The sequence below is a fragment of the uncultured Metabacillus sp. genome (assembly GCF_947503125.1).
Taxonomy (GTDB): Bacteria; Bacillota; Bacilli; order Bacillales; family Bacillaceae; genus Metabacillus.
Window position 1 is genome coordinate 1 of sequence record NZ_CANNCR010000129.1, and the last position, 2829, is coordinate 2829.

The 2829-nt window shown below is 38.9% G+C and carries 3 protein-coding genes; all 3 read right to left on the reverse strand.

The annotated features are described in order from the left end of the window. Positions 1 to 160 precede the first annotated feature (160 nt). The 3 genes from Q1B07_RS26355 to istA are packed head-to-tail and all read right to left on the reverse strand — an operon-like array spanning position 161 to position 2657. Positions 161 to 361: a hypothetical protein gene (locus Q1B07_RS26355; protein WP_148991997.1), complete on the reverse strand. Its 201-nt coding sequence runs from the start codon at positions 359 to 361 to the stop codon at positions 161 to 163. After that, positions 358 to 1110, reverse strand: coding sequence for an IS21-like element helper ATPase IstB (gene istB / locus Q1B07_RS26360; protein WP_299095817.1), 753 nt, complete (start codon positions 1108 to 1110; stop codon positions 358 to 360). Before istB ends, Q1B07_RS26355 begins: the two co-directional genes overlap by 4 nt. Beyond that, on the reverse strand, positions 1110 to 2657 hold the full coding sequence (gene istA, locus Q1B07_RS26365; RefSeq protein ID WP_299834278.1) for an IS21 family transposase: 1548 nt from the start codon (positions 2655 to 2657) through the stop codon (positions 1110 to 1112). Before istA ends, istB begins: the two co-directional genes overlap by 1 nt. Positions 2658 to 2829: the final 172 nt, after the last annotated feature.

Here is a 2829-nt window from a genome sequence, read left to right on the forward strand (position 1 = left end):
TGAGTATTGCGGACAGATTGAGCCATCAGTGCGGAGATTTGAGCCACTATTTGCGGTCAACTGAGCCATTAAGTGCGGGGGTGAGAGCCACTCTTATTAATGTAGCTAATAATATAAACAACCACTGGAACTTCACTCGCTCCAATGGTTGTTTATATTATTATTTGAATCTCTTATCTCTCAATTCCTGATCAATAATCTCAATAGCCCAACGAACTAATTCATCCTGATCTATATCCTCTTCATCGTTCCAAATGCAGGAGGGTAATAGTTTTTCCTCTACAGCCTGCTGTACCTTATCAGGTAAATACATATGCAGAAAATATCTAGCTATACGGTTTTCAACTGCTGGCGGAATCATTTAAATACCCGCAATCCATGACGTTCCCTCATCGAAACTTCACCATCAACTAGAATCTTATATGAATCATGAACGATTCTGTCAAGAATCGCATCTGCTATTTGTGCCTGTCCCAGTTTGGAATGCCATCCCTCTGGTGAAAATTGAGAACAGAATATAGTAGAGGCTCTTTTGAGCCTTGCTTCAATAATCTCCAACACATGAAGTACATTTTCCTCTGACAGCTCTGTTAGTAGCCACTCATCTAGGATTAATAAATCAATCTTTTTGTACTTCTGAATTAACTTACGGAAGCTGCCATCTGCTTCATACTTTGCTACAGCTAATTCATCTAGTAATTCTGGTAACCTTATATATTTCACTTTATAAAATTGGCGACATGCATGTACCCCAAAGGCATTGGATATCCACGTCTTTCCGTTCCCAGAGGCGCCCATTAAAATGATGTTATGGTGATTTTGAAGGTAATTTCCTGTTGCTAACTCTAGTATTTGATTCTTATCTAAATTACGATCCGGATGATATTCGATATCTTCAATAGCTGCTGTAGGTTCGCTGAGTGTAGCCTGTTTAATTAGTCGTTCAAGTCGATTCGATTTACGTCTATCATATTCATAATCTACCAGGAGATTGAACCTATCATCAAAATCCATGTCTTTATAATCATTATTCTGCTTTTGCTGCTGATATAATTCCGCCATCGCACCCATTTTCATTTCTACTAGTTTACGTAAAGTTTCTTGGTTCATTATTTTGTATCCCTCCCAAAGTATTTAGCTCCACGGACAAATCCATAGTCCTCAGATGTAGTGCGAGGTCTGTTAATATCCGTTTTTTTAGTTTGCTTTTTCTTCTTATTTCTTTCTACTACACTTTTAAAGACAGAAACCGTTGGGTTTGTTGAAATTTCAAGTAAGGTTTCTGTTGCTTTCTCTATTTCTTCATTTGGGTATTTCTTAGCTATATTCCTCAGTGTGCTAAGGCTATTTAATGCTTTTTTCTCTACATTCATTTCTAAGATATGAGAGACAAATTGAGTCATAGATGGTCCAATTGTTTCTGCCCACTTCCGGTTATTTTCTGGATTATGATCTAAATATAATCGGTGATTGTCAGGCATATGGTCTGGATTGGTCGCTAACTGGCCAATTTCACCACGTTGTCGTTTATGGGATGCAATCCGGACTTCTTTGAAGTAAACTTCAATTAAATCCGTGGTCAGTCGAATATCGACATTCTCTCGGACATAATCATATGGAACGGAATAATACATTCGATCAACTTGGATGTGGTAGTTCAGTTGAACTTTTGCTGTTTTCCATTCCGCAAGTTTATACCTTGTTTGAGGAAGCTGTTGAAGGTAGGATTTCTCTTCTTCCTCAAACACCTTTTTACGCGAACCTGGTCGCTTTTGAAATTCAGTGGTGTTGATTTCTTCTAACTTTTCAAAGATTTTCTGATTTAAATCTTGAAGATGAAAACACTGATAGTTTCTTAGTGGAGCGATAATCTGCCTGGAAATATATCCAACAGTGCCTTCGACACTTGCTTTATCTTTTGGCCTTCGAACACGGCTTGGAACAATGACAGTACGGTAGTAATCTGCCATTTCACGATAGGCTTCATTTAGAAGAGGTTCTTCACGATGTGCTTTCGTAACCCCTGTTTTCAAATTATCGGGAACCATTGTTTCAGGAACTCCATCAAAATACTCCAATGCATGAATATGAGCGATAAGCCAATTAGCCGATTTCATATCTAAAAAGGCTTCAACATAACTGAACTGACTATAAGGTAAGGTCGCAATAAAAACATACGCTGGAATCGTTTCTCCTGTTGAACGATCATTAATCTTCAGTGTAGTTCCAGCCCAATCTACTTCCATGACTTCACCTGGTTTTCTTCGAATAGGCATTGTCAATTTATACTTTTTCGCATATTTCCCATAGTTCTCACAAAAAGTACGATAGGCATAGGGGATCTTTCCACCTTCACGTGCCTCTGTCGAATACTCGTGATGCAGTAGGGACAGGGTTACATTCTTCTTTTGTAGTTCCTTATGCACTCTTTCCCAATCAATTGGGAAGTACCCTTTCTCAACAGCCTGTTTCTCTGGGAAGAGAAACGCTTCTAGCCATGGATTGGTCATGGTGTCATTCAAGCTTTCTACACCCAGTTCTTTGGCACGTTGAACGACATCTGAAACTGTATTCCTTGAATGCCCAGTGCTTGAACTAATCGTTCTTTGACTGACCTCTTCAAAGTGAAGTTCCAAAATCTTACGGTAATTAACCATAAAAAGCCTCCTGTATAATAATGTCATGCTTGCTGGCATGCAAGATAATTATACAGGAGGCCTTTCTCTATTCTATTTATAGTGGCAACGCATTCCGCAAAGGGTGGCTCTTTTCTCCGCAATGACTGGCTCAAAACTCCGCATAAGTGGCTCATTTCAACTGCAATAATCA

What these genes read in the sequence shown, in the direction of transcription:
- istA (WP_299834278.1), bottom strand. Translation starts at nt 2,657, where the DNA reads ATGGTTAATTACCGTAAGATTTTGGAACTTCACTTTGAAGAGGTCAGT.
- istB (WP_299095817.1), bottom strand. Translation starts at nt 1,110, where the DNA reads ATGAACCAAGAAACTTTACGTAAACTAGTAGAAATGAAAATGGGTGCG.
- Q1B07_RS26355 (WP_148991997.1), bottom strand. Translation starts at nt 361, where the DNA reads ATGATTCCGCCAGCAGTTGAAAACCGTATAGCTAGATATTTTCTGCAT.